The sequence below is a fragment of the Pseudoduganella sp. OTU4001 genome (assembly GCF_038440195.1).
Lineage (GTDB): Bacteria > Pseudomonadota > Gammaproteobacteria > Burkholderiales > Burkholderiaceae_D > Rugamonas.
The window spans coordinates 20,948-44,447 of the sequence record NZ_JASATG010000008.1 but is presented as its reverse complement, the minus strand read 5'-3'; the positions used below and the strand labels follow the sequence as shown (position 1 = coordinate 44,447).

At 61.4% G+C, this 23,500-nt stretch carries 23 protein-coding genes; 7 read left to right on the top strand and 16 right to left on the bottom strand.

The window, feature by feature from the left end; all coding sequences use genetic code 11:
- Positions 1-19: 19 nt before the first annotated feature.
- The 3 genes from AAHE99_RS09655 to AAHE99_RS09645 are packed head-to-tail and all read right to left on the bottom strand — an operon-like array spanning position 20 to position 3,670.
- Positions 20-1,402, bottom strand: coding sequence for a dihydrolipoamide acetyltransferase family protein (locus AAHE99_RS09655; protein ID WP_342116807.1), 1,383 nt, complete (start codon positions 1,400-1,402; stop codon positions 20-22).
- A 2-nt stretch (positions 1,403-1,404) separates the two neighbouring features.
- Entirely contained in the window at positions 1,405-2,409 is a 1,005-nt protein-coding gene (locus tag AAHE99_RS09650; RefSeq protein ID WP_342116982.1) for an alpha-ketoacid dehydrogenase subunit beta, read from the bottom strand.
- A 28-nt stretch (positions 2,410-2,437) separates the two neighbouring features.
- Entirely contained in the window at positions 2,438-3,670 is a 1,233-nt protein-coding gene (locus AAHE99_RS09645) for a 3-methyl-2-oxobutanoate dehydrogenase (2-methylpropanoyl-transferring) subunit alpha (RefSeq protein WP_342116805.1), read from the bottom strand.
- A gap of 174 nt (positions 3,671-3,844) precedes the next feature.
- On the opposite strand from AAHE99_RS09645, the gene AAHE99_RS09640 reads away from it, so the two are divergent.
- The 4 genes from AAHE99_RS09640 to AAHE99_RS09625 all read left to right on the top strand — a co-directional run bounded on the left by AAHE99_RS09640 (position 3,845) and on the right by AAHE99_RS09625 (position 8,220).
- The gene (locus tag AAHE99_RS09640; RefSeq protein ID WP_342116804.1) at positions 3,845-4,654 is read left to right on the top strand and encodes a hypothetical protein; all 810 of its coding nucleotides are present in this window, start codon (positions 3,845-3,847) and stop codon (positions 4,652-4,654) included.
- Between the two features lie 67 nt (positions 4,655-4,721).
- Positions 4,722-5,105: a PA2779 family protein gene (locus AAHE99_RS09635; RefSeq protein WP_342116803.1), complete on the top strand. Its 384-nt coding sequence runs from the start codon at positions 4,722-4,724 to the stop codon at positions 5,103-5,105.
- Positions 5,105-6,040: a PA2778 family cysteine peptidase gene (locus AAHE99_RS09630; RefSeq protein ID WP_342116799.1), complete on the top strand. Its 936-nt coding sequence runs from the start codon at positions 5,105-5,107 to the stop codon at positions 6,038-6,040. The genes AAHE99_RS09635 and AAHE99_RS09630 overlap by 1 nt, the downstream gene beginning before the upstream one ends.
- Positions 6,041-6,144: 104 nt before the next feature.
- Positions 6,145-8,220: a prolyl oligopeptidase family serine peptidase gene (locus tag AAHE99_RS09625; RefSeq protein ID WP_342116797.1), complete on the top strand. Its 2,076-nt coding sequence runs from the start codon at positions 6,145-6,147 to the stop codon at positions 8,218-8,220.
- On the opposite strand, the gene AAHE99_RS09620 is transcribed toward AAHE99_RS09625, so the two are convergent.
- The 5 genes from AAHE99_RS09620 to AAHE99_RS09600 all read right to left on the bottom strand — a co-directional run bounded on the left by AAHE99_RS09620 (position 8,212) and on the right by AAHE99_RS09600 (position 13,503).
- Complete coding sequence (locus AAHE99_RS09620) at positions 8,212-8,952, bottom strand: AraC family transcriptional regulator (protein ID WP_342116795.1); 741 nt, start codon at positions 8,950-8,952, stop codon at positions 8,212-8,214. The genes AAHE99_RS09625 and AAHE99_RS09620 overlap by 9 nt on opposite strands.
- Positions 8,953-9,078: 126 nt before the next feature.
- The gene (locus AAHE99_RS09615) at positions 9,079-10,101 is read right to left on the bottom strand and encodes an arginine N-succinyltransferase (RefSeq protein WP_342116793.1); all 1,023 of its coding nucleotides are present in this window, start codon (positions 10,099-10,101) and stop codon (positions 9,079-9,081) included.
- The gene (locus AAHE99_RS09610; RefSeq protein WP_342116791.1) at positions 10,098-11,096 is read right to left on the bottom strand and encodes a GlxA family transcriptional regulator; all 999 of its coding nucleotides are present in this window, start codon (positions 11,094-11,096) and stop codon (positions 10,098-10,100) included. The genes AAHE99_RS09615 and AAHE99_RS09610 overlap by 4 nt, the downstream gene beginning before the upstream one ends.
- Positions 11,097-11,110: 14 nt before the next feature.
- Positions 11,111-12,241: a succinylglutamate desuccinylase/aspartoacylase family protein gene (locus tag AAHE99_RS09605; RefSeq protein ID WP_342116788.1), complete on the bottom strand. Its 1,131-nt coding sequence runs from the start codon at positions 12,239-12,241 to the stop codon at positions 11,111-11,113.
- A gap of 2 nt (positions 12,242-12,243) precedes the next feature.
- Entirely contained in the window at positions 12,244-13,503 is a 1,260-nt protein-coding gene (locus AAHE99_RS09600; protein WP_342116786.1) for a cyanophycinase, read from the bottom strand.
- 267 nt (positions 13,504-13,770) lie between these two features.
- Between AAHE99_RS09600 and AAHE99_RS09595 the strand changes: the two genes are divergently transcribed.
- Entirely contained in the window at positions 13,771-16,524 is a 2,754-nt protein-coding gene (locus tag AAHE99_RS09595; protein ID WP_342116783.1) for a TonB-dependent receptor, read from the top strand.
- A 69-nt stretch (positions 16,525-16,593) separates the two neighbouring features.
- On the top strand, positions 16,594-16,854 hold the full coding sequence (locus AAHE99_RS09590; RefSeq protein ID WP_342116782.1) for a hypothetical protein: 261 nt from the start codon (positions 16,594-16,596) through the stop codon (positions 16,852-16,854).
- A 333-nt stretch (positions 16,855-17,187) separates the two neighbouring features.
- Here the strand turns inward: AAHE99_RS09590 and AAHE99_RS09585 are convergent, their stop codons facing one another.
- From AAHE99_RS09585 to AAHE99_RS09575, 3 genes are all read right to left on the bottom strand, one after another.
- Positions 17,188-17,919 (bottom strand): substrate-binding periplasmic protein, encoded by a 732-nt coding sequence (locus tag AAHE99_RS09585; RefSeq protein ID WP_342116780.1) that lies wholly within the window; start codon positions 17,917-17,919, stop codon positions 17,188-17,190.
- Between the two features lie 559 nt (positions 17,920-18,478).
- The gene (locus AAHE99_RS09580) at positions 18,479-19,552 is read right to left on the bottom strand and encodes a GGDEF domain-containing protein (protein ID WP_342116778.1); all 1,074 of its coding nucleotides are present in this window, start codon (positions 19,550-19,552) and stop codon (positions 18,479-18,481) included.
- Positions 19,553-19,570: 18 nt separating this feature from the next.
- Positions 19,571-19,819: a hypothetical protein gene (locus tag AAHE99_RS09575; RefSeq protein ID WP_342116776.1), complete on the bottom strand. Its 249-nt coding sequence runs from the start codon at positions 19,817-19,819 to the stop codon at positions 19,571-19,573.
- 358 nt (positions 19,820-20,177) lie between these two features.
- Here AAHE99_RS09575 and AAHE99_RS09570 point away from each other — a divergent pair, with 358 nt between their 5' ends.
- A complete protein-coding gene (locus AAHE99_RS09570; RefSeq protein ID WP_342116775.1) occupies positions 20,178-20,387 on the top strand; it encodes a cold-shock protein in 210 nt (69 codons plus the stop codon).
- Here AAHE99_RS09570 and AAHE99_RS09565 read toward each other — a convergent pair.
- The 5 genes from AAHE99_RS09565 to AAHE99_RS09545 all read right to left on the bottom strand — a co-directional run bounded on the left by AAHE99_RS09565 (position 20,374) and on the right by AAHE99_RS09545 (position 23,450).
- Positions 20,374-20,667 carry a hypothetical protein gene (locus AAHE99_RS09565; RefSeq protein ID WP_342116774.1) on the bottom strand — a complete coding sequence of 98 codons (294 nt, stop codon included), beginning with the start codon at positions 20,665-20,667 and terminating at the stop codon, positions 20,374-20,376. The two genes, AAHE99_RS09570 and AAHE99_RS09565, sit on opposite strands and share 14 nt — an antisense overlap.
- Before the next feature lie 6 nt (positions 20,668-20,673).
- The gene (locus AAHE99_RS09560; protein ID WP_342116773.1) at positions 20,674-21,858 is read right to left on the bottom strand and encodes a DesA family fatty acid desaturase; all 1,185 of its coding nucleotides are present in this window, start codon (positions 21,856-21,858) and stop codon (positions 20,674-20,676) included.
- A gap of 25 nt (positions 21,859-21,883) precedes the next feature.
- Entirely contained in the window at positions 21,884-22,231 is a 348-nt protein-coding gene (locus tag AAHE99_RS09555; RefSeq protein WP_342116772.1) for a hypothetical protein, read from the bottom strand.
- A 77-nt stretch (positions 22,232-22,308) separates the two neighbouring features.
- Positions 22,309-22,626, bottom strand: a complete 318-nt coding sequence (locus AAHE99_RS09550; RefSeq protein ID WP_342116771.1) for a hypothetical protein — start codon at positions 22,624-22,626, stop codon at positions 22,309-22,311.
- Between the two features lie 74 nt (positions 22,627-22,700).
- Entirely contained in the window at positions 22,701-23,450 is a 750-nt protein-coding gene (locus AAHE99_RS09545; RefSeq protein ID WP_342116770.1) for an SDR family oxidoreductase, read from the bottom strand.
- Positions 23,451-23,500 lie beyond the last annotated feature (50 nt).

Genomic DNA, 23,500 nt, shown 5'->3' with positions numbered 1-23,500 from the left:
GCGGAGAGGACGTCAACGCTTACTCCACAAAGAGCATCGCTGGGCATTCCAACAGGGTGCGGATGGCCTGCACGAACTGGGCGGCGTGCATGCCGTCCACCACGCGGTGGTCGAAGGAGGACGAGAGGTTCATAATCTTGCGCACCACCAGGCCGCCCTGGCGCACCACGGGCCGCTCCACGATTTTGTTCACGCCGATGATGGCCACCTCCGGGTGGTTGATCACCGGCGTCGTGACGATGCCGCCCAAGGCGCCCAGGCTGGAGATGGTGATGGTCGAACCGGATAGCTCGTCGCGCGTCGCCTTGCCGGTACGCGCGGCATCGGCCAGTCGGCCAATCTCGGCGGCGCACGACCACATGTCGCGCGCTTCGGCGTGGCGCACCACGGACACCATTAGGCCGCTGTCGGTCTGGGTTGCCACGCCCAGATGGACTGCGCCATATTGCGTGACGAAGCCGGCATCGTCGTCGAAGCGGGCGTTCATCTGTGGAAACTGGCGCAGTGCAATGACCAGGGCCCGCGCCAGCAACGGTAGCACCGTCAGCTTGCCGCGTTCCTTGCCCCATTGCTCGTTCAGGCGGGTACGCAGGATTTCAAGCTCCGTCACGTCGATCTCTTCGACGTAGGAGAAGTGCGGGATGCGGCGCTTGGATTCCTGCATTTTCTGCGCGATTTTGCGGCGCAGTCCGATCAGGGGGATGGTTTGCTCGGTGTGGCTCTCGCGGTAGCCCGCCGGGGCGGCAGACGTGCCACCTTGCACGCTGCGTGCGACGTAGGCATCCAGGTCTTCATGCAGGATGCGGCCGGCAGGGCCGCTGCCATGCACGTACTGTAGCTCGACGCCCATGTCCCAGGCGCGCTTGCGCACTGCCGGCGAGGCAAGCGGACGCTCGCCGGGGGCGCGCGCCACGCGGGCGGCAACCGGTGCCGGGGTGGCATGCGCCCCGTGGCCACCGTTCCCCGCATGGCCACCGTGCCCGCCATGCGCAGGCAGCGAGCCGTGCGCGGCTGCGACGCCGGCTGCAGGCGCGGACGCAGCGGGTGCCGAGGGTGCAGCTCCAGGGGCTGCGGAGCTGGTGGCTGAGGCTCCGCCGCCGGTGTGCGGCGCAGCCTTCGGCGAGCTGGCCAGCGCCGCGCCAGCCTTCAGGTTCCCCTCGCCCTCCACTTCGATATGAATCAGGTCCGCCCCGACAGCCATTACCTGGCCCGCCTCGCCGCCAAGCATGGCCACGGTACCGTGGACTGGAGAGGGAATCTCAATGGTGGCCTTATCGGTCATGACATCCGCCAGGATCATATCCTCTGAAACGGCATCGCCCACCTTCACATGCCACATGACCAGTTCAACTTCCGCGATGCCCTCGCCAATGTCAGGCATCTTGATGACGTGAATACCCATCGTTATGCCTCCACCGCACGTTTGAACGCCGCACCGACCCTCGCCGGTCCCGGGAAGTACGCCCACTCCTGCGCATGCGGGTAAGGCGTATCCCACCCCGTCACACGCTCAATCGGCGCCTCCAGATGGTAGAAGCAATGTTCCTGCACCAGCGAAACCAGTTCCGCACCGAACCCGCAGGTACGGGTGGCCTCATGCACCACCACACAGCGGCCGGTCTTCTTGACCGACTCCACGATGGTCTCCAGATCCAGCGGCCACAGGCTGCGCAAGTCAATGATCTCCGCATCGATGCCCGACTCCCGCGCGGCTGCCTCGCAAACCCACACCATGGTACCGTAAGCGAGCACGGTGAGCTGCTTGCCTGGCCGGAAAATCGCCGCCTTATCCAGCGGAACGGTGTAATAGCCCTCCGGCACTTCTCCCATCGGATTCTGCGACCACGGCACCACCGGCTTGTCATGGTGGCCGTCGAACGGGCCGTTGTACAAGCGCTTTGGCTCCAGGAAGATCACCGGATCGTCATTCTCGATGCAGGAAATCAGCAGCCCCTTGGCATCGTAAGGATTGGACGGCATCACCGTGCGCAAGCCGCACACGTGGGCGAACACCGCCTCCGGACTCTGGCTGTGGGTCTGGCCGCCATAAATGCCGCCGCCGCAAGGAGTGCGGATCGTAATGGGCGCAGTGAAGTCGCCCGCCGAACGGAAACGCAAGCGCGCCGCCTCCGACACGATCTGGTCATACGCCGGATAGATATAGTCCGCAAACTGGATCTCGATGCACGGCCGCAGGCCATACGCCCCCATCCCGATCGCCACGCCAACAATGCCGCCTTCGGAAATCGGCGTATCGAACACCCGCGATTTGCCATATTTCTTTTGCAGGCCCTCGGTACAGCGGAACACGCCGCCGAAGTAACCCACGTCCTGCCCGAAGACCACTACATTTTCATCCTTCTCCATCATCACATCCATCGCCGAACGCAGCGCCTGGATCATGGTCATGGATGTTTTCACGATGTTTTCCGCCATCTCAAATCCCCAGTTGCTGACGTTGCACGCGCAAGTGTTCCGGCATGTCCTTGTAGATGCCATCAAACATTTCTGCGGGACTGAAGGTATGGCCGCTGGCCATGGTGCCATACTGCTCGGCCTCTTTCTGCGCGGCCAGCACTTCCGCCTCCAGGCGCTTCTGCGTTTCCTCGTGCTCGGCTTCGGACCAGGCGCCGGCCTTGATCAGGTACTGCTTCAGGCGCGCGATCGGATCGCCCAGCGGGAAATGCGACCAGTCGTCGCCAGGGCGGTATTTGGAGGGATCGTCAGAGGTGGAGTGCGGCCCGGCGCGGTAAGTCACCCATTCGATCAGGCACGGCCCCAGGTTGCGGCGCGCCCGCTCGGCCGCCCAGCGCGACGCCGCATACACCGCCAGGAAGTCATTGCCATCGACACGCAGCGAAGCGATACCGCAGCCGACACCACGCGCGGCAAACGTGGTGTCCTCGCCACCGGCGATGGCCTGGAAAGTCGAAATCGCCCACTGGTTATTGACCACATTCAGGATGACGGGCGCGCGGTACACATGGGCAAAAGTGAGGGCCGTGTCGAAATCCGCCTCCGCCGTCGCGCCGTCGCCGATCCATGCCGAAGCGATCTTGGTATCGCCCTTGATCGCCGAAGCCATGCCCCAGCCCACCGCCTGGATATATTGCGTCGCCAGGTTGCCGGAGATGGAGAAAAAGCCCGCCTTCTTGACCGAATACATGACCGGCAGCTGACGGCCCTTAAGCGGATCGCGCTCGTTCGACATCAGCTGGCAGATCATATCGACCATCGGATAGTCGCGCACGACCAATATGCTTTGCTGGCGGTAGGTGGGGAAACACATATCGTCCACATTCAGCGCCAGCGCTTGGGCGGTGCCGATCGCCTCTTCGCCGAGGCTCTGCATATAGAACGACATTTTCTTCTGGCGCTGCGCCATCAGCATGCGGCTATCGAAGATGCGCGTCTTCATCATGGCGCGCAGGCCCTTGCGCACGACTTCGATATCGATCTGGGGCACCCAGGGACCGACGGCATTGCCTTCGGCATCGATCACGCTGACCAGGGAATACGCGAGATCACGCGTCTCCATCGGCGCCACGTCCACCTCGGGACGCCGCACCGCGCCTGCCGGCGACAGGCGCAAATAGGAAAAATCGGTTGCACAGCCTGGACGCCCCGTCGGTTCGGGAACGTGCAGGCGAAGCGGTTCGCCCTTGCTCATTTTTTGGATTCCTTCATGTGCGATGGTGACGCACGTGGCTAAACAATCCCGGCTGGCGTGCTGCGGGTAGCGGCGGCCAGCGTGAAAAACATTTCCTCAAAAGCAAGGATAGCGTATCACGCTTTCCGCCCATCGGGAGCATAATGATGAGGATACTTCTGACGATCCAATCTGATGCCCAGGTTCCGTGTTTTCCTCGCCAGCCTGCTGCTTGGCCTGTTTTCGACCATCGCATTTGCCGCGCCGCTCGAACTGCGCGTCGCGGTGGGCTCCGGCGGGCATTCCACCTACTACATCCGCCTGCTGGAAAAATCCTTGAAGCTGATTCACCAGCCCTATCGCATCCACTACGCGAAAGATATTCCGGCCCGCCGCATGTGGCGCCTGATTAATACCGGCGAGATCAATCTGTTCTACGGGATGCAAACCAGGGAAAAGGATGGCAATAAGCAGATCGTCCCGATACGTCACGCCCTGACAGATGGTTTGATCGGACAGCGGGTTCTGTTGATCCGCCGGGCCGACGCGGATGCTTTCGCTCGCATCCAGTCCGTGGATGATTTGCGGCGCACAGGCCTGGTCGCTGGTTTTGGGGCCGGCTGGGGAGATGTGAAGGTTTGGCGTGCGACGAATTTGCCGCTGTACGAGCACGCAGCACCTTGGACCACGATTTACGGCATGGTTGCTGCGGGAAACCGCAATATCGATTATCTGCCACGCGGTGTTATCGAAGTCATGCCCGAGGCACGCCAGCATCCCGAATTGATGGTCGAACAACACCTGTTGCTCGAGTACCGTGGCGACTTCCGCTTCTACCTCGCCGCATCCGCCGCCCACTATCGGCCCATTATCGAGCGCGCCTTACGCGAGGCCGAAACCAGCGGACTCAAAGCCCGCCTGATGGAAGAAGCATTCGGCGCCGACATCAAGGAATTGGCACTGGACCGCCGGACCCGCCTGCGCCTTTCAGCGACGCCAAACTAGGCCAATCGTGCGCCATGGAAATTTCTCCTTAGATAAACTTTCGCCTGTTTAACTTAGGAGAAATAAAATGAAAAAACTCTTCGTCCATTTCCTGCTTTCGGCATTTGTAGTAACTGGCTTCCAAACGACCGCTCACGCAGGCATGATCGGCACCGCCCAAGTGGCCGCTGCCGAAGTGGGCGCGCAAACCCGTGCGCGCCTGGCCAGCGAATTGCAGCGCGCAGATGTGCAGGCTGCGCTACAGCGCAATGGCATCGACCTTGAGATGGCACAGGCGCGCGTTGCCTCGCTGACTGACGAAGAGGCCGTCGCCCTGGCCAAGCAAGTCGACACGCTCCCAGCGGGCGGTGACGGCGTGGTGGGCGCGCTGATCTTCGTCTTCGTCCTGCTGCTGGTGACGGACATCCTTGGCCTGACCAAGGTGTATCCGTTCACGCGCTCCGTGCGTTAATGAAAATGCGTCTGCTGGCCACTGCGGTCGCGCTCCTGATTTTGTCAGGATGCGCGACCCAGACACGCGCGCTGCTCGCAGCTCCGCGCCCTGGCCCGCAGCAGCATGAACTCAGCGCCACGCCCTTCCACGCCCAGGAACGCTATCAGTGCGGCCCTGCCGCGCTGGCCATGCTTCTTGGCGCGGCGGGGATCGACGCCTCGCCGGATGCATTGGTACCGGAGGTCTACCTCCCCGGCCGTGAAGGCAGCCTGCAGATCGAGTTGCTGGCGGCCGGCCGCCGCCATGGCGCCCTGAGCACCACCATCGAGCCGAGCCTGAAAGGCTTGCTAGCGGAGCTCGACGCCGGCCATCCAGTACTTGTCCTGCAGAACCTGAGCCTGCCGATTATGCCGAAGTGGCATTACGCGGTCGCCATCGGTTATGACATCAACAGCCGCGAAATCATTTTGCGGTCCGGCACCACGCGCCGCATGACGATGCCGCTTTCCACCTTTGAGAACACCTGGGCGCGGAGTGGCTACTGGGGCATGGTGGCACTCACGCCTGGCCAGCTGCCGGCCAGCACCGCCCTGCCGGAACTGCAGGCCTCCCTCATCGCCTACGAAAAATCCGCCCCGCCAAAATCCACGCAATTGGCCTACCGCGCCGCCATTCAACGCTGGCCGAATGCCTTGCCACTGCAACTGGGTCTCGGCAACTCGGCCTACGCTTCTGGCGACCGGGCTGCGGCAGCCGAAGCATTCCGCAGCGCTGCCGCTGCGCATCCAAACAACGGTGCCGCCTTCAATAACCTTGCCGTGGTGCTGGGCGAAATGGGGCAGTTGGACGAAGCCCGCGCCGCAGCACAGAAAGCCGTTGACCTCGGCGGGCAATGGCGCGAAGAAGCGCAGGCCACACTGCGCACACTCCAGGGATCCGCAACCCCGCAATAATGCACAGCTGTGTGCCAATTTCGGCCAAATCATGCCGGAAAATGCACAAGACCGCGCCCGCCCCCGAAAGTATCCTTGCTCCGATATTTTAAGGAGCAAATTTAATGGATCAATTCAGGAAGCTGGGCCTGGCGGCGGCGGCTGCTCTACTGCTCTGCACAAGTGCGCAAGCCGACCCTTATCTCTGGCTCGAGGAAGTCAACTCCGACCGGGCCCTGGACTGGGTCCGGCAGTGGAACAGCCTCACGACCAGCCGGCTTGACGCGCTGCCCGGCATCCAGCAAACCACCGCCGCCATCCGCGAAGTCGTCGACTCGCGCGAGCGGATCCCGTTCGTCGAAAAACAAGGTAAGCACGTCTATAACTTCTGGAAGGACGCCGAGCACCCGCGCGGCATCCTGCGGCGCACCACACTGGAAAGCTACAAGACCTCCGCGCCGCAATGGGAAGTCGTGCTGGACGTCGACCGCCTGGCGCGCGATGAGAAGGAAAACTGGGTATGGCACGGCATGGAATGCCTCAAGCCGAAGGCTGAACGATGCCTGTTCTCGCTTACCCGCGGTGGCGGCGATGCGCATGTCGTGCGCGAGTTCGACACCCGGAGCCTGGATTTCGTCGCCGATGGGTTCTACCTTCCCGAAGCGAAGAGCGATGTCAATTGGGTGACCCGCGACCGCCTGCTGGTAGCCACCGACTTCGGTCCCGGCTCGCTCACCAGCTCGGGATATCCGCGCATCGTCAAGGAATGGAAGCGCGGTACGCCATTGCAATCCGCGAAGCTGGTATTCGAAGGCGAGCCGGCCGATATCAGCGCATCCGGGTATTCCGACCACTACCCGGGTTTCAACCGCGAGTTCATCCTGCGCTATACCTCGTTCTTCACAAACGAGCTGTATGTCCGCCATGGCGGGAAGCTCGTCAAGCTGGATAAGCCAAACAGCGCAACTGCCTTCACCTTCAAGGACCAGCTCCTGATCCGCCTGCGTGGCGACTGGAAGGTCGGTGGCAGCCAGTACGCCCAGGGCTCGCTCTTGTCGATCGATTATTCCAGCTTCATGGCGGGCAAACGCAATTTCAGCGTCCTGTACGAGCCCGACGCCACACGCTCGCTGCAATCGGTCACCACCACCAGGAGCGCAGTCCTGCTGAACGAGATGGTCAACGTGCGCAGCCAGGTGCATGAGTTACGCATGCAGAAAGGTAAATGGGAGCGCAGGACCGTTTCGACGCCGGCATACGCCAGCGTGTCGATCTCATCGCTCGACTACCTGGACTCGGACAAGTACTTCCTGGTGTTGAACGACTTCCTCACCCCGACCTCTCTGCACCTGGGCGAGGTCGGCAACGACAAACGGCAGCAACTGAAGTCTCAACCCGCGTTCTTCGACACCGCTGGCCTCAAAGTGGAGCAGCATTTCGCCAACGCCAAGGACGGCATGAAGATTCCGTATTTCGTCGTCATGCGCAAGGACATCAAATACGACGGCAACAATCCGACCCTGCTGTACGGCTATGGCGGATTTGAGATCTCCATGAAGCCTTCGTACAACGCCGCCGTCGGCCGCGCATGGCTGGAGAAAGGCGGCGTCTACGTGCTGTCCAACATTCGCGGCGGTGGCGAGTTCGGGCCGCGCTGGCACGAAGCGGCGCTGAAAGAAAAGCGCCAGGTCTCATACGACGACTTCATCTCGGTCGCCGAAGACCTGATCGCCCGCAAGCTCACCTCCCCGCAGCATCTCGGCATCATGGGCGGCAGCCTTGGCGGCATGCTGGTCTCCGTCGCCGCGCTGCAGCGCCCGGAGCTGTTCAATGCGGTCGTAAGCCAGGTTCCACTGGGGGATATGAAGCGCTACCACCGCATGCTGGCGGGCGCCTCGTGGATCGACGAGTATGGCGATCCGGATCGTCCCGACGAATGGGAATACATCTCGCGCTACTCGCCCTACCACCTGCTAGACAAGAACCGCTCCTACCCACCGGTGTTCTTCACCAGTTCCACCAGGGACGATCGCGTGCACCCAGCCCACGCGCGTAAGATGGTCGCCCGGATGAAGGAGCAGGGCCACCAGGTCCTGTACTGGGAAAATATGGATGGCGGCCATGGCGGTGCGGTGAACGGCGAACAGCAGGCCCGCCTTTACGGCATGGTCTACAGCTTCCTGTGGGACCGCTTAAAGTAAGCCAGGTAACGGCCGCGCAGCCTGGCGGCCGTATTCAGTTGGGCTCATGCCGACAACCGACTTGAACTGCCGGCTGAATGCGCTGTGGTCCGTATAGCCGCACTCGTAGGCGATATCGGCGATCCTGGCTTCCGGCGTCTTCTCGATGATGGCCTTGGCGGCAGAAAGCCGGCACTGCACCAGCATCTCACGTGGCGAGTGATGGAACACCTTCTGGAACAGGCGCTCCACTTGGGATAAGGATAAGCCCGACCGTTCGGCCAGATCTTTAAGACAGACGTGCTGGTGATAGTTTTCCCGGATGTATTCGGCGATGTGGGCGATTTGGCGGTACGCTGGGTTCACGTCGTCCGGCAAACCGAGATCGCGTGAAGTGCCGATCAGGCCGATGATCCTGCCATCCTTGTCCTGCAAGGGCATTTTCCTGGTGATGCACCAGCCCCGGCTGCGGCCGGGATAGATGTGCAATTCAAGGTGCTTGTCGATGGATGTGCCGCTATCGATCACCTTGCGGTCCTGCGCGATATAGGTTTCGGCCAGGGCAGCGGGGAACAGATCCAGCGCCGTCCTCCCAATCACCTCATCCTTGTCCCGCGCACCGCAACGGCGCACCATTGTGCGGTTGATCCCGAAATAACGCCCTTCCCTGTCCTTGACGAAAAAGGCGATATCGTTCAAAGCGTCGAACATGGTCAAGATAGCGCTGATATTGATCGCTTCCAGGCTGAGCATCCGTATTCCCCCGAGCACGAAAAATCTCACTGTGCATCGGGTCGGAAGAATCGGCAACGGCCTATGCCGATTTCACCGGGATCACACTGCGAATCGCACAGGTCAGTGCCACAGACCTGGCCCCGATCACACCCGCACTGCGCAGGCTTGTGCGCCTTCGCTCAGACCGAGCCGCTGGATTGCCGCGCGCCTCAATAGCAAAGTGTCTTCCAGAGATTCGCCATGCGCCAGCGTGGCGCGGAAGCCTGAGCGCTCCATGTTGGCGACCAGCCAGGCGTCGCCCTCCGAACCTGCATCGCCGCGCAGCTCCACATTGTGCGCGGACACAACGGAACGCAGCATGGCGATACGCGCTTCGGCAATTGGGCCGCCGTCGAAAATATCCACGTAAGAATCTACATCGAATCCTTCCGCTACCAGTATGCCGAACGGCAGTTCGGCATCGGGATGCAGCTGCCCCATGGCCCACTGGGCATCCTTGGACAGCAGCGACACGTAGATCGGCATACGCGGCATCAGCTCGGCGATATAACTCTTGGAGCGCCCACCGGTGCGCTGCTCGGCCTCCGGGAACGGCATCTTGAAGAAGCGATGGCCCAGAGCGTCCCACACCGGGCTATTGCCCTCGTCGTCGCACAGACCGGGATTCTCGGCGCCGATGCGCTCTGCAAACAGGTGCGGGTAATTCCGGATGAATAGCAGCCGCCCGCGCGATAGCAGTTGCGGCGCCAGCGTTTCGCTGTACTCGGGCTCTATGTAGAACGAACTAAGCAAAGTATGGTCGGATAGCTCCTCGCACAGGCGCAAGGTGTGCTCCCGATTGGTGATCCCCAGCTCCTCGCTGCCATGCACGAGAAACTCGTTGTGGTAGCAGTAGAAGCGGCCATTCGCGGCGGCACTGGCAACGATGCCGCTGGTGCCCACCACCCGCCCGGCCTGCAAATCCTCCAGCACGAAGTGGTAGATCTCATCGCCGTTCGCCGGCTCGCTACCGGCAAAAGCATTGAGCGAACGTTCGATGCGCGCCGCCAGCCGGGCACGATCGGGTTTCAGGGTGCGGATGCTGAATGTCGCGGCCCTGGAAAATTTTTCGATGACGTCGAGATCATCCAGGGTTGCCGGACGCAACAAGTAGTCCAGGTGGTTCATTCCATTTCCTCTTCGCCGTTATAGGACTCGACTAATGGCATGGTTTGCCGGGCACGTTCTTCCCGCGGAGTGCAACCAAAGTAATTGCGGTAGGTGGTGGAAAAATGCGAACCCGAAGTGAATCCGCAGGCCAGCCCCACCTGCTGGATCGAGTGGGTGGTCTGCTTCAGCTGGCGGCGGGCGTGCTTGAGCCGCAAATCAAGGTAGTAGCGCGATGGGAAAGTATCCAGGTGTTGGCGGAACAGCCGTTCGAGCTGGCGGCGCGATACGCCAACCAGTTGCGCGATGTCTTCGGCCGGTAAAGGCTCGGCCAGGTTGGCGGCCATCAGTTCCAGCGCGTCCTTGAGCCGCACCGATCCCACTGCTGGTTGCGCTGAAGCGGGCATGGGCTGGCGCTCATCGCCGCCACGCAGTCGTTCGTGTCCCAGCGCGACGGCCACTTCAGCCGCGAATATGCTGCCGTGACGCTTGCCCAGCCAATGCAGCAGCATATCGATAACCGCTGCGCCGGCGCCGGCAGTGATGCGGTTGCGGTCAAGTTCGTACAGCCCCTGGGTGAAGGTCGTGGCGGGATGGCGCTGCACCGCCTCCGCCCGCAATTGCCAGTCGATCGCGGCGCGGTAGCCATCGAGCAGCCCATGTTGCGCGAGCACTTCCGCACCGGCGCCGCATGCACCGAGTATCCAGGCACCGTCTTTCCCCAGGCGCTGCAACTGCCGTCCTAGTTGGCCGCTGGAGGCTTCGCCCAGGCGGTCGTCCGCGATCAGCAACAGCAGGCCGGGATGCTCGGGATTCAGGCTGGCCAGCGATTCCGCCTCCAGCGCCAGTCCACATTGGGAAATGGCAGCGTCGCCGTCCAGACCAAACTGGCGGAGCCGATACAGCTCGTCGCCTTCAACCTCATTGGCAACCGTGAACGCTGCGCGTATGGCGCCCAGCGTGAACAGCGAGAAGCCGGGCGACAAGATCAATGAAACGGAATACGGATTCCCCATACTTTATCGGTGCCTCAGGCCCATAACAACGATCCACTACGCAGCGCGTGCTTGCCGGCCACTTTGCTCAGGCGCGTACCCGGCGCAACATAGCGGCGGTTTTCGCGGGCAAAGCAGCACCCGTCTACTGGCGCCAGCAATTGTTGCACGCTGCCGCTGACAGGGTCAATCAGGTCGATCAGGGGCTCGCCCGCACGCACATTCTCGCCCAGCTCGCGCAGATAGACCACTAGCCCTGCCGACGGCGCCGCCACGGGAATGCAGCCAGCGAGCGGGGTCGGTTCGCAAGCGGCAGGTACCGGCTGCGACAGCGGGCCGGCCACTATGCCTTGCAAGCGCAGGTAGTCCAGGATCGCTGCTGCGTCGTGGGCTGCCGTGGCGTGGTCGACGTCGACAAAGCCGCGCAGCTCGATGGTGACGGCCAGGCAGGCTAGCGGGATGGGGAACCTGCCTTCTGCCAGCGCTGCAATATCCCACCAGATGCGGGAGCAGGCTTCGTCAAATGGATCATCGCCTGATTCCGTTTCAAGCAAGGCGACCTTGGCGCCCAGCAGACCGGCCAGGGGCGCTACCCGATCCCAGATCGGGGTGCCGGTGTACATGTGCAGCAGCGATTCACAGTCGCAATGCAGGTCCAACACCACATCCGCATCGGCGGCCAGGCGCATGAGCGCCAGACGCTGGGCCGACAACTCATCGCTGGCCGCCTGGTCACGCTGCCTGTCCGCGAGGCTGGCGCGGATGGCGGTGCGGATCAGCTGCTGGTTCGCCTGGGCGTCCTGCCCCAGTTGATGCTGAACGCGCTGCCACACATCGCCCGACAGGTCATGGAACATGCGGTTGAAGTTCTGCCCTGTGCGCAGATCGAACCGGCCCTGGCTGGTGCCCAGCAGCGTTTGCGCCAGGCCGACCGGATTTGCCGCCGGCACCAGTATCACTTCGCCCAGCATCTTGCCCTGCTGCTCCAGCTCGGCCAGCAGCGAACGCAAATGGTGGGCCACCAGCATGCCGGGCAGTTCGTCGGCGTGCAGCGAGGCCTGGATGTAGGCCTTGGGGCCCTGGCCCGGCTGGCCAAAGCGGAGGTGGTTCAGACTGCGGGTGGTGCCGGCGGCGGGAGAAGGTAATGCAATGCTGATCTGCTCCATGCTCACCACGCCTGATAGAACGGGGTTTTCAGACGCACCGGCCGCACATCGAGCCGCGCATCAAAGATGGAGTAGTCATTGTCGTCCAGTCCCTCGTTGTCCCAGCCCCGCGTTTGTTCGTCCCGCCGCAGCATGAACTCGAAGCCCAGTTCGGGGGCGGGATCGGCCACCGGGGCGTCCGGGAAGTTTTCGAGGTCGAAGGCGATGCCACGGACATAGTCGCGCGGGCCATCGACCAGTTGCGTCAGCGCCCGCAGGATGGCATTTTCGGCGAGGATATCGGTGTAGGCTGGACGCATGAATTCCAGCTCGGGCACAAAACCGGGCTGGCGGAACTTGATCTCGCCCCTGGCCTGTTTGGCGGCCAGCACCTGCCCCTTCAGTTTGACCAGGTCGTAACGGTCGCCGTTATCAAGGTAGGAAATCCGTACATTGCGTACGTTTACGGGCCCAGCCTCGCGTGTCGCCTGCCGCAAGTCGACCAGGAGCGCGCCGCTGGCGCCGACAATCTCGATTTCGCTCCCATGGATAATGGCGGCGGTATTCTCGTCCACCCCGAGCCCCACCTTGTAGCCTTTGGCCAGCATCAGCGCCAGCATGCGCCCCACCCTGCCGCGCTTGAGGAAATGCTGGTCGATGAACAGCTGCTCGCCCACAAAACCAAGCCCGCGGTCGATCTCCTTGCCTTCGCGCATGACACCCTTCATCACCTGCACGGAATTGAGCGCATCGCGGAACATGGTGCTGCTCATGATCGCGGCGCCGGCACTGCTGCCGGCAATGACGCCACCGCGTGCCTGCAACTCCCGCACAGCTTGCAGGACGGGCGATGCGAACCCGCCTGGATTGAGCACATCGGCCGTGCGCTCCTGCCAGCCGCCGGTAAAGAACACGGCTGTGGCGGCGCCAATCCGGGCCACGTTCGCGGGATCGGCGGCAGCCCGGCGCGCGGATTCCAGCGACTCGCCTGGCCACTGTGGTGCAATCTTGAGCAATTCCGCCTTCGCACCCCGGCGCTGCAATTGCTCCACCGCCTCCATGCCGGACTTGTGAGGATTCGACGAAGCAGTCGGGATCACCACAAAGCGCGCCTCAGGACCGCCAGCCAGTTGCACCAGCCGCTGGCGTACCGCCTCATTATCGTTGCGCACAGCGCCGCCCATCGCTATCACCGTGCCAGCCACAGGCCGGAAGGCCAGGCTCTCCACGGCATGGGCAGCAGGGCCCAGCATACATAACAGCAGCATCAACGCAGCTTTCACGAAGCAAGTCCCTTCACGACAATTGAATTGCCGCCATGTTGCCATTGTTCCGGTGGCTTTATCCACGTTCCGGCGCACATTGGCAATTGCATGTCGCACTGTGGAAAGTCCGCAACAGATGCTAGCTTCCATCATTGCAACAATGCGACACGGCTTTTACACAGAGCGACCCATGCGACCTCCGGTGCGCGCAAGCTGTGCAACGATGCATACACTGCAACTGTTCCATAAAGTACGAATGAATACCTACTTACGAGGACTGATCGCATGAAAATACCTGGCACGCACAAGGCTTCTTCATTCCGCCGCTCCCGCTGCACCCATGCCGTACTGCTCGCGCTTGGCACCATGGGTTTGAATGCATATGCGCAAACCATGCCGCGCGTGGAGATCACGGGCTCCAGTATCAAGCGCATCGAAGGTGAGGCAGCGCTGCCAGTCGAAGTCATCAAACGTGAGGATATTGAGAAGACCGGCGTGACCACCGCCGCCGAACTGCTGCAAAAGATCGCGTCCAATGTGGGTGGCCTGACCGATGGCGCCAGCGTCAGCGACGTCATGGGCGGCCAACGCGGCTTCAACGGCGCCAACCTGCGTGGCCTGGGTGTCTCAAGCACCCTGGTGCTGCTGAATGGCCGCCGCATGGCTAACTTCGCCAGCCCTGGCGACAATTCCGGCGTCGACCTGAATAACATCCCTGCGGGCGCGATCCAGCGCGTGGAAGTACTGAAAGATGGCGCCTCGGCGATCTACGGTACCGACGCCATGGGCGGCGTGATCAACTTCATCACCCGCAAGGACTACCAGGGCGGCGATGCCAGCCTGTACGCGCTGCGTACCGACGAAGGTGGCGGCGGCAAGAAATCTGCCTCGCTGTCCGGCGGCTTTGGCGCCTTGAGCACGGACGGCTTCAACGTCTTCGGCGCGCTGGATTTGCAGGAAACCGACCGCCTGGCCAGCTCACAGCGCAAGTTCATGCAGGAGTACAGCCTGCCCGACCGCCTGTCGCCCCAGCTTTCGAGCTACTCCTTCCCGGCCAACGTGGACCTGACTGCGGCCCAGCTGGCGACCCTGAACCAATCCGGTTACCTGAAGGGTTCCGGCCCTGGCGGCACCTGGGTGCCGTCGCCGGGCCGGCGCGTCAACCTGGGCAAGGACTCCTGCGTGAACGGCAGCCCGAACGTGGTGCGCCCGCTCGGTCCCGGCGGCACGGAAGGCTGTAACTTCAACTACATGGCCGATTCGGAAGTCTATCCGGAGTCCAAAAAGCAGAGCTTTATCGGCCGCGCCACCGCGCTGGTGGCTGGCGACCATCAGGTATTTGCGGAAGTCTTGCTAAGCAAGGCCGAGACCAGCTATGCGGCCTCGCCCGCCACCTCGGGCGCTATCAACGGCACCAGCACCGGCATCCGCCTGCCAGCCGACCTGCAGGCCAAGACCGGCATCACCACCCCGGTCAACTTCCGTTTCCGCCTGTCGGATGCGGGCCGCCGCACTTCGGAAGTCACCAGCAAGGCGTCGCGCTTCGTCTTGGGTGCGGCCGGCAAGGTCGGCGACTGGGAATACGATACCGCCTACAACCACAGCGTGAACAAGGCCACCGATCTCGATATCGATGGCTGGGTCTCGCGCACCAAGCTGCTGGCGGGCATCGCCGCCGGCAAGTACAACCCGTTTGCCGTGGCCACGGACGATTCGGGCCGCAAGTTCATGGACTCGATCAAGATCCATGATGCAGCGCGCATGTCGAAGGGCACCAGCGACAGCGTCGATGGCAAGCTGACCCGCCCATTGATGGCGCTGGAAGGCGGCAATGCCATGCTCGCAGTGGGTGCCGAACTGCGCCGTGAGAAGACTTCGTTCACCTCCACCGAGGCACTGCGCTCCAACGACGTGCAGGGCGACCGCGCCAGCTCCGACGAACTGCTGGCCGATTCCTCCAACTCGCGCGACATCGCCGGCTTCTACGCGGAGATCAATGCGCCGTTCACCAAGGAATGGGAAGGCCAGTTCGCCATCCGTCATGACCGCTATAAGGGCGTGCATGATCCGCTGACCAAGGTTACCACGCCGAAACTGACGACCACCAACCCGAAAGTCGCAGTCAGCTACCGTCCGAGCCGGGAGGTGCTGGGCCGCGCTTCGTATGGCACCGGCTTCCGTGCACCGTCGATTTCCGAATTGTTCCTGCCGGTGCGTTCCGGCACCACGGCCAGTTTCGTGAACGACCCGGTCTCCGGCGAGATCGCCCAGTTCGACGTCGACCGTTACGGCAATCCTCTGCTGAAACCGGAAAAGTCCAAGCAGTTCTCGCTCGGCGTGGTGCTGGAACCTAACCGGAACTGGAACGCGAGCCTCGACTACTGGATCATCCGCAAGACCGACATCATTTCGGAAATCGGCGAGCAGACCGTGTTCGACAACCCGGTCTACTACAACGATCCGGAGATCGTGGTGCGCGATGAGGATGGTTTCGTGTCCTTCCTGCAGTTCAAGAAGGAGAACCGTGGCAAGCTGAATACGTCCGGCCTGGATATTGCGCTGAACTGGCGCGGCGATGCGACTTCGGTGGGCCGCTTCAGCGCCGGTTTGAACGGCACGCTGATCACCAAGTACGAGTTCCAGTCCGACCCGCATTCGCCGATGGCGGACGGCCTGGGCGTATTCCGCGACGACAAGGCCGTGCAGCGCTGGCGCCATAAGCTCAATTTCGACTGGACCCAGGGCGCCGCCAATGTGAGCCTGGGCCACACCTTCTTCTCCAGCTATCGCGACCAGAACATCCAAGGCCTGGCTGATCCGGGCTGGAACGACCGCGACGTGAAGGCCTATTCGCTGTGGGACCTGACCGGCAGCTATTCGTTCAACAAGAACCTCAAGCTGCGCGCCGGCGTCATCAATATCGCCGACACGCCGCCGCCATTCACCAACCAGTCGCGCTATTTCGAGGTGACCTGGGACCCGACCTACGGCGACCCGCGCGGCCGCTCGTTCTTCGCCAACCTGCAGTACAAGTTCTGATCCTCTCCATCCACGCCCTGGCTGCCAACTGGCGGCCCAGGGCGGATACTCGGTGAGGAGGAGACGCTTTTGCTAGACTCTGGCGCGAAGCCTGTCGATGGCGTGGCATTCGCGTTGGTGGAAACGGTCAACCGCCTGATTGGCGGACGCAAGCTTGGTTTGCTCGTCGCGCATACCCACGGGCACCGCGACCATTCCGCCTTCGATAACGCGTTCCGCGTCCGCGCCAATACGACTGCGGTAGGGCTCACGCCCGTTGCAGTCAAAGCGCATTTCAAATTCAACCAATGGCCGGGAGGTGAAACTGAGCTTGACCTTGGCGGGCGATAAATCAAAGTCGTGCTCCCCCCTTATTGAAATTTGCGGAAACCCACCCCGTCACAGCCTTCGCTGGCGCGCACATCGAGATAAAAGGACACGCCCAGTGCGATGTATCCGTTGGGCACGGATTACCAGCCACAGGAACATAAGTTGCTCCTTGGGCTGGGACACCTGCGTCAATTGAATGAAGCACTGAGCGAAAAAGGGCGAAGACCCGGCGCCTATCGAGCGCGCCGAATTCATCGTCGAGCCTTTGAAATCGTTGCCTGTCGCGTGGGTACTCGGTCCCTTGGTTTTGTTGCAGCTTATCGCCATGGCCGCACTGCGGAGAAGACTGGTGTTCTAGAGACTCACGCCGTATTTGGCGTAGATTCTTGCGATGGCACCCGAACGTTTCATCGCCAGGATGGCTTCGTCCAATAGTGGCAACAAGGTTCGCTTGCTGGGGTGGACGCGTATCGAGACATCAAACGAACCCAGAACATCGCCGACGACAAACTCGCGATACTTGGGCACTGTGAGAATATTGTATTGCGCAACTGCCTTGTTGATCAGAATTTGGTCCATTCGCCCGGCAGCCAGCATCACCAGGAGCTGGGCCTCGCTGACAGCGTCGGCGCGATGCACGACGCCACTATCAAACAACTCGCGCAAGTCCGGATAGGCATACCCCCTTACCAATCCAAGCGTTCTGCCACTCAAATCTCTTGGCGTGCTTATCGGGAAGTATTTGCCCGGCGCAAATACAAGTACGTCAACCACCCTGCCAAACGGCACTGAAAACTTGCCGGGCACCCTTTGATTCCTCACCCAGCCGGGGAACACGCCAGGTTCGATGTCAATCCGCCCTAAATTAAACTCATGGGCAAGGCGCGCATAGGGAAAGTACTGGATCTGGAAGCGATGGCCCGTAATTTTGCTCAACTCATCCAATAGTTCCTGATAGATGCCCGTCCGGCCGCTCTCGATCATCATAGGCGGGTAATCGTAAAAGCCAACCTTCAACGTTTCGGACTTCGCTTGCGTGCTCCAAGCGGTGAGGACCAGGCATATCACATAAAGAAGGCGTCTCATGACAGTTCCAGGTAGCCCGGACATCGAGCGAACGGCGCTCGGTCGCAGCCAGCCAGATCGAGGTGAATCCGAGCTAAAAAATCCTTAATCTTGGACAATTACCATGACAGGTGATGTATTTACCTTAGCACGCTGATGTTCGCCATGCGAATCGAGTTTGCCATCATCGTTCGCATTGTTGGCGATAGGCTACAAGTTCGTCCACGGTACGGCACAAGCTCGTCAGGCGGAAGCGCGCTGCCCTGCAATACCACTATTCCGGACCTGATACATGAAAGTTATCCTTGCGTTTGAAGAATGCACTGACCACGACCCGCCATGCGAACGAGCCCCAGCCCTTTCCTGGTACCCGACTTTGTGGCTTGCGAAAACGGTTTGAAAAGCTGCTCCTGAGTTTCCGGGGCAATCGCCACCCCCGAGTTGGTAACCGAAAGTTCGAAAGTGGCGAGCAATGAGCATCACACGTCATTTGCCAATGACATCCCCAGTAACCCGCGCCCCATCCTCGCGGCCGCCCCCCCAGGCGCCCGGTACATGAGAAGATCGCGCACCGCCAGGTTCAATGCAAGCGGCTTCGCTTTTGCGCGTACATCTGTTCATCTGCCAGGAGAACGTAATAGGACAGCGCCTGGTCCGCACTGGCATCGACCAGCACTACGCCGGCACTGATCGAAACCCGATACGGCCGCTCCTGCATCAAGTTGAATGCGCGCAGATTTGCCTCAATACGCGCCAGGATGACCTCTGGCTGCTCGTCGTCAACGGTATACGCGACAAACTCGTCGCCGCCAAGGCGCGCCACGACATCGGCATGACGGAACGACTGGCGGAACACCAGCGCGGCATCGCGGATCATGGCGTCTCCGGCTTCATGCCCCAGTTCATCGTTCACCCGCTTCAGGCCATCGATGTCCGCAAATATCACGGCGCTCTTGGTGCGCTTGCGCCGCGCCAGCTTATAGATCTGCTCGGCCTGCAGGAAAAAGCCGCGCCGGTTGTACAGCCCCGTCAGCACATCGGTCAGCGACAGCATCCGCATCTCGCTCACCGCCTCGTCCCTTTGCTTCAGTTCTTCGGCATGGCTCGCTGAGGTGTCTGCGATTTCCTGGCGCTGTTCGCGCAGCAGCCGTTCGAGTGAGGTATGCGACTCGATCTTGCCCAGCGCTGCCCCGGCCAGCTGCAGGATGTATGAGAGCGTACGTTTATAGGCGTCCTGCGTCGCTGGATCGACGTCATGATTCCAGCTGACTGCGAGCACTACCGCTGCGGCGTGCGCCGGTACGGCCAACACCAGCCTGCGCGGCCCGCCGTACTCAAGCTGCTCTTCGCCGTTGGACTGGCGGTCCGCGGTGTTGACCGCTTCGGCGGTCATACGTACTGCGGCGCGGTAAAGCGGATGCTCCGTTGCTGCCGCATGCGGAATACCATGGCTGTCAAACTCGACGAGTTCCATCCGAGCGCTGCGCAGCAGCAGCAAGGCCGAGTCGAACCGTACCATTTCCACCAACGCACGACCGATCAGCGCCAACGAACCTGGCGCCTCGTCGGTCTGGAGCAGGTCGCGCGCCAGTGTCAGCAATATGCGCAACTGGGCCGGTCCGAGCTGCCGCGTTTCCACCCGATGCTTTCTCATAGCGCGTCGCACTCCATACTAGTCCTCGGCCGTGTCCGGCGTCGGCGGCGCAGAGGACGGGGTGATCGCCTCCGAAACCAGCTGATCGGTACTGGGCGGTCGGCGCAACAGTGGCCGGTCGAGCACCCGCGCTATCACACTCGAGGGAACGCGCCGGTATTCCATGTACTTCTGCGCCAGCGCCCGGTTGCGCACAGATTGGATATTGACACCGCGCGCCACAGCCTTCGCGGTACCAACGTCAGAGCGTTTTTGGCGTTCGTTCATCACCGTCCCAATACGCTAAAGGAAGTTCCAGCCCAGCATTTCCACGGCACTTCTCCTGACTTGAGCCATGAACTGAGTGTATGCCTATTCCCGCGCACGCGTCGGCCTTCTCGTCCAGCTGTGCGACCGGGCTGGTGCTACCACCAAGGTCCGACAAGCGTTCTGTAGAAATCGCTAGGTGTTGACCGGAAAGGCCTGTATATTGGGTCTACCGCGTATCAAGCACCGCTAAAGAATTGCCGGTCTCTCTCCCGTTTCGCCACGCTGGCGACTCCCGTCTGATTCCCTCACTTGTTGACCCTGCTCGTTGCCGCGTATCGCCGGAAACGGCATGTCTCTACATTTTTTAAGGTTTATCATGACTACCCAAACCGGAATCGTTAAATGGTTCAACGAAGCTAAAGGCTTCGGCTTCATCACCCCGGACTCAGGCGGACCAGACCTGTTCGTCCATTTCCAGGACATTCAGGCGAATGGTTTCCGATCACTCGCCGAAAACCAGCGCGTCTCGTTCGAGCGCAGCCCTAGTCCCAAAGGCGAAAAAGCCACCAACGTCAGCCCGACCTGACAATCCGCGTTCGCGGCACCCCGGAAGGCGACTGGGAAGTCGCCCCGATCTGCTTGCGGTCGCGCGTGTGCTGGACCTTCAGCCGTTTTTCCCACCAACCATAGTCTGACAAGGTTTCCTTGGCCACCTCCACGCAGTGCAGGTAATCCGGTGAATCTTTGGCGCATGGCGGGACCGGCGGCTCAATGCCCTGGCAGATGCAATAGCGTACCGCATCCTCCAGGCCGCCCTCGTCAAGCAAGTCCCGGCAGGCCGTCGAATGAAGCAGGGCAAGGTTCATGTTTCCCTATCCATAGCTCGCCAAATGCCTGGCAAAGCGCCGCAGGGGACGCGGGCCGGAACGCTCCGCATCCACGCACCAGGCCTGCAGGCCTGCCAGCAATTCCGCTTGCGTAGCCGGCGAACGCTCCCATAACTTTTCCAGCGACTGCCGTGCTACATGCATGGCATTAAGTCCCGCGCTTCGCACCGCCACCAGGTCCAGGTCCTCCTTTTGCGCGTGCGTGAGCCGCCAGGGCGCATGGCGCAACAGACGCTTGGTCTGGACTAAGGTTGCATGCGGGACCAGCTTCGCCAAGGCAGCCCGTTCAGCCTGGAACACATCCAGCGTCAGAACGGTCAGCTCGCGCGTCAGAACTGCGCGGTTGCCCAATACCAGCCTCAAAGTCGCCAAGGTTGGCACGAACTGTCCTGCGCATCGTAGCAAACGCTGCGGCGGGCGTCGCAGCGACGCCAGCCCCAACCAGCGCAACATGCTGATATAGGTCCAGCCGATATCGAGCTCGAACCAGCGCACCGAAAACTTGGCCGAAGTCGGAAAAGTGTGATGATTGTTGTGCAGTTCCTCGCCGCCGATCAGCAGGCCGAACGGCACGATATTGGTGGCAGCTTCCTTGCAATCGTAGTTACGGTAGCCGGCATAGTGACCCACCCCGTTGACCACACCAGCGGCCAGGAATGGAATCCACATCATCTGGCAGGCCCACAGTGTCAGGCCTGGCGCCCCAAACAATCCCAGTTCGATCACCAGCAGCAAACCGACGCCTTGCCACGTATACCGGCTGTAAATCCGCCGCTCCAGCCAGTCTGCCGGTACACCACCGCCGTAGCGGTCGAGCATGGCAAGGTCGCCTGCCGCATCGCGGTAGAGTTCAGCCCCTCGCCACAAGACCTGATTGATTCCGCGCATAACCGGGCTGTGCGGGTCCTTCTCCGTTTCGCAATGGGCGTGGTGGCAGCGATGCACTGCCACCCATTCCCGTGTCACCATGCCCGTCGTCAGCCATAGCCAGAAGCGGAAGCAATGTGCCGCGAGCGGCTGCAGTTTCAGGGAGCGGTGGGTCTGGCACCGATGCAAATAGATCGTCACCGTGATGATCGTCAGGTGCGTCGTCACCTGTCCGATCAGCAATAGCTGCCACCAGTTAAAGGCCAGAAGGCCTTCACCCACCCACTGCAGAGACCTCTCCATACTGACGCTCCTTCACGATCCTGCGCTACAAGTTCGGGTGGTCGGCGGCAAAAGCGATCGCGTCACACAATTGGCCATACCGATAGCCGCCATACAGAAAGTGGCCCTCGATATAGGCGATGCCATGCATTCTCATCATGCCTTCGTCCTCGTCGGTTGGGTGATAGGCAGCCACCCAACTCGGCTGGAACGCATCATCGCGCAGGAAGCCGGCTTTGGCATGCTCTGCGACGGCGTAATGCAAGGCATCTCGGAATACATCGTAATGGTGCTGGCGGAAGGCGTAGCGCCTGCCGTCGAACGATATCTCATACTGTGCGGCCAAGGCTTCATCCGACTCCTGGCGCGCTCGCGTGTCGCGTGTACTTTCCATGATTTTCTCCGGCCAGTGAAGGCTCGTGCAATCCGACGGTGGCAGATTGGCCTGATGAATTCGGCGTGAACCCTTCCTTACGGCGTTGAGTGCTTCATAGCTTCCGCCTCGCGGGCGGCAGTGCGCTCTTCGTGCGCGGAGGTTGGATCGCCGCCGCTGTCGACCAGCCCAGCGGCGCGTTCCGCATCGCCGCATGCACCTTCGGCTTCCGCCCACCCGCCAGGACTTTCGGTGGCTGGCGGCTCCAACATGTCGCGCAGCATCGCGCGTAGTTCTTCAACGTCGGGCGGCAAACCGCGCCTTTTCCTCAGATGAATATAGTGTTGGATTTCCGATTCCTGTTCGGCACTCAAAGGCAGGCCGCGGAAGGAGAATTCCGGTCCATTATCTTGCATGACGGTTTCTCCTGCTTGTTAACACACAAACAGTGTACGCCTATTCCTGCGCACGCACCGGGTTGCTTGAACTGTCAGGCGGCACGATGCCCCACCAGCGCGAGCGCATCGGTGCCAGCCGCAAAGCGCAAGCGTTCGGATGTGTCATTGGCAGCCGTCCAGACGATTTCGGCTACGTCAGTCTCTCTCGTCACTGCCGCCAGATTGGAAAAGCCGGCAAACACCCGCTGTGCGAATGCTTCGTATGCGGCTGGAATCAGTCCGTGCATGCGCTGCTGGCCGTTGGCTGTGAAGCCGGTTGAAGGACCATAACCGGGCTGGACCAGTTTGGCGCGGATGCCGAATTCCCTGAGCTCCAGTGCCAGCGATTCGGTGAAGCCCTCAATGGCGGTCTTGCTGGCCGTGTAAGCTGCCACCAGGGGGAACGGCGCCAACGTTGCGCTGGACGTCACATTGACGATGACACCTTCGCGGCGCTGCCGGAATTGCGGGATGACCGCCCGGCACATGGCCATGGCGCCAAAGGTATTGGTCTCAAAAATTTCACGGACCGTGGACATGGGTGTCGCTTCCAGCGCGCCGAACAGCCCCAGACCAGCGTTGTTCACGAGCACGTCGATTGGCCCAGCTTCATGCAGCGCCCGGGCGATGCTGTCGGCATCGGTGACGTCCAGCTGCAAAACCCGCAGATTGCTCGACGCTGGGAAGAGGTCGTGACGCGGCGTGCGCATGGTAGCAATGACCTGCCAGCCCTGCGACAGAAAATGGCGGGCAGTTTCAAGGCCATAACCGGATGAGCAGCCGGTGATCAGTACAGTTTTCATTTGAATCTCCAAGTGTGGGTTGACCTGGAGAGAACAATATAGGAAGCTGA

Bases quoted from the DNA above. Each gene is read 5' to 3' on its own strand.
- AAHE99_RS09655 (WP_342116807.1), bottom strand. From the start codon at position 1,402: ATGGGTATTCACGTCATCAAGATGCCTGACATTGGCGAGGGCATCGCG.
- AAHE99_RS09650 (WP_342116982.1), bottom strand. From the start codon at position 2,409: ATGACCATGATCCAGGCGCTGCGTTCGGCGATGGATGTGATGATGGAG.
- AAHE99_RS09645 (WP_342116805.1), bottom strand. From the start codon at position 3,670: ATGAGCAAGGGCGAACCGCTTCGCCTGCACGTTCCCGAACCGACGGGG.
- AAHE99_RS09640 (WP_342116804.1), top strand. From the start codon at position 3,845: ATGCCCAGGTTCCGTGTTTTCCTCGCCAGCCTGCTGCTTGGCCTGTTT.
- AAHE99_RS09635 (WP_342116803.1), top strand. From the start codon at position 4,722: ATGAAAAAACTCTTCGTCCATTTCCTGCTTTCGGCATTTGTAGTAACT.
- AAHE99_RS09630 (WP_342116799.1), top strand. From the start codon at position 5,105: ATGAAAATGCGTCTGCTGGCCACTGCGGTCGCGCTCCTGATTTTGTCA.
- AAHE99_RS09625 (WP_342116797.1), top strand. From the start codon at position 6,145: ATGGATCAATTCAGGAAGCTGGGCCTGGCGGCGGCGGCTGCTCTACTG.
- AAHE99_RS09620 (WP_342116795.1), bottom strand. From the start codon at position 8,952: ATGCTCAGCCTGGAAGCGATCAATATCAGCGCTATCTTGACCATGTTC.
- AAHE99_RS09615 (WP_342116793.1), bottom strand. From the start codon at position 10,101: ATGAACCACCTGGACTACTTGTTGCGTCCGGCAACCCTGGATGATCTC.
- AAHE99_RS09610 (WP_342116791.1), bottom strand. From the start codon at position 11,096: ATGGGGAATCCGTATTCCGTTTCATTGATCTTGTCGCCCGGCTTCTCG.
- AAHE99_RS09605 (WP_342116788.1), bottom strand. From the start codon at position 12,241: ATGGAGCAGATCAGCATTGCATTACCTTCTCCCGCCGCCGGCACCACC.
- AAHE99_RS09595 (WP_342116783.1), top strand. From the start codon at position 13,771: ATGAAAATACCTGGCACGCACAAGGCTTCTTCATTCCGCCGCTCCCGC.
- AAHE99_RS09585 (WP_342116780.1), bottom strand. From the start codon at position 17,919: ATGAGACGCCTTCTTTATGTGATATGCCTGGTCCTCACCGCTTGGAGC.
- AAHE99_RS09580 (WP_342116778.1), bottom strand. From the start codon at position 19,552: ATGAGAAAGCATCGGGTGGAAACGCGGCAGCTCGGACCGGCCCAGTTG.
- AAHE99_RS09575 (WP_342116776.1), bottom strand. From the start codon at position 19,819: ATGAACGAACGCCAAAAACGCTCTGACGTTGGTACCGCGAAGGCTGTG.
- AAHE99_RS09570 (WP_342116775.1), top strand. From the start codon at position 20,178: ATGACTACCCAAACCGGAATCGTTAAATGGTTCAACGAAGCTAAAGGC.
- AAHE99_RS09565 (WP_342116774.1), bottom strand. From the start codon at position 20,667: ATGAACCTTGCCCTGCTTCATTCGACGGCCTGCCGGGACTTGCTTGAC.
- AAHE99_RS09560 (WP_342116773.1), bottom strand. From the start codon at position 21,858: ATGGAGAGGTCTCTGCAGTGGGTGGGTGAAGGCCTTCTGGCCTTTAAC.
- AAHE99_RS09555 (WP_342116772.1), bottom strand. From the start codon at position 22,231: ATGGAAAGTACACGCGACACGCGAGCGCGCCAGGAGTCGGATGAAGCC.
- AAHE99_RS09550 (WP_342116771.1), bottom strand. From the start codon at position 22,626: ATGCAAGATAATGGACCGGAATTCTCCTTCCGCGGCCTGCCTTTGAGT.
- AAHE99_RS09545 (WP_342116770.1), bottom strand. From the start codon at position 23,450: ATGAAAACTGTACTGATCACCGGCTGCTCATCCGGTTATGGCCTTGAA.